At 74.2% G+C, this 822-nt stretch carries 1 pseudogene; it reads left to right on the top strand.

The features are described from left to right. Positions 1 to 49 precede the first annotated feature (49 nt). A pseudogene (locus AX702_RS06775) lies at positions 50 to 822 on the top strand (class I SAM-dependent methyltransferase); the annotation flags it as partial.

The following is an 822-nucleotide window of genomic DNA, read 5'->3' as shown; positions in this document are numbered from 1 at the left end:
AGCGAGGGCGCGGCGGCCGTCCGTTCCCGCTCTCCCGAAAGTCACCGCCATGCCGCTCACCACTCGCGCCGCCGCGCCCTCGCTCGCGCCGGTCGCGCCGATCTCATCCGTCATCCTCGCCGCCGGCCAGGCGCTGCTCGATCCGCTCGCGCGCGGCGTCCCGATCGACGCGCGCGCGTTGCGCGACGCCATGACCGGCGCGAGCGGCGGCTCGGACGCCGAGGGCGCTTGGGATTGGAAGTCCGCCTACGAGGCCTGCGAGGTCGCCCAGATCCTGTTCCTGCGCCGCTTCGGCCCGGCGATCGTGAAGCGGCCCGCGGCCGCGCAGCTCGCGATGATCGCCAAGGTCGCCGCGCTGCTGCCGACCCACACGCGTCGCTCCGAGGAGAGCCAGGCGCTCCAGCAATTCTCCACCCCGCTGCCGCTCGCCTTCGTCGCGGCGCGCGCAGGCGCGATCGGACGCGCCGACGTCGTGCTGGAGCCCTCGGCCGGCACCGGCCTGCTCGCCATCTTCGCCGAGGTCGCGGGCGCATCGCTTGCGCTCAACGAACTCGCCGACACCCGCGCCGACCTCCTCGCATCGCTATACGACGCGCCGGTCACGCGGTTCGACGCCGCGCGCATCCACGACCATCTGGAGCCAAGCCTCCGGCCGAGCGTCGTCCTGATGAACCCGCCCTTCTCGGTGGGGGCCGAGGTCGATGGCCGCGTCGCCGACGCCGCTTACCGCCACATCGCCTCGGCGCTCGCGCGCCTGGCCGACGGCGGGCGGCTCGTAGCAATCACCGGCGCGGGCTTCTCGCCCGACAATCCGGGTTGGGC

The organism is Sphingomonas sp. CCH5-D11, from assembly GCF_001557395.1.
Lineage (GTDB): Bacteria > Pseudomonadota > Alphaproteobacteria > Sphingomonadales > Sphingomonadaceae > Sphingomonas.
The sequence above is the reverse complement of the archived record's forward strand: the minus strand, read 5'-3'. Positions and strand labels throughout refer to the sequence as shown.